Origin of the sequence: Bacteroides sp. 11BF (genome assembly GCF_019633765.1) — a bacterium.
GTDB lineage: Bacteria > Bacteroidota > Bacteroidia > Bacteroidales > Bacteroidaceae > Bacteroides > Bacteroides hominis.
In genome coordinates this window covers 1-363 of record NZ_JAFKPJ010000098.1, presented here as the reverse complement: position 1 = coordinate 363, position 363 = coordinate 1, and the positions used below count along the sequence as shown (strand labels likewise).

Annotated in this window: 1 pseudogene; it reads left to right on the top strand. The window is 43.3% G+C overall.

What is annotated here, in order from left to right:
* Positions 1-363, top strand: a pseudogene (locus JZY04_RS21120) (IS5/IS1182 family transposase); the annotation flags it as partial.

Sequence of the window (363 nt, the reverse complement as noted above, 5' to 3'; positions counted from 1 at the left end):
GTGATGAACACTTTGAGTTGGTAGCTAAATTGAATCCCAGTATCAGCCAAGGTTTCAGAAAGGAGGAAGACAAGTTTGATTACAATAAGGATGCCGGCATGTTTGTTTGCCCTGCCGGCCATATAGCTATACGTAGGGCACAACAAGGGAGAAAGAATGGAGCATGGAATCAGGCGTATACTTATTATTTTGATGTGCATAAGTGTCAATGCTGCTCAAAACGGGAGGGATGTTATAAACCGGGAGCTAAAAATGCGGAACTGAAACAGGTATATGGATATGACAGGGCGCAGCCCTACGGACTGTCATGTATGAAAATGCAAGGAGCAATGGCTATTTTTGCAGCAAATCTCAAGAGAATAC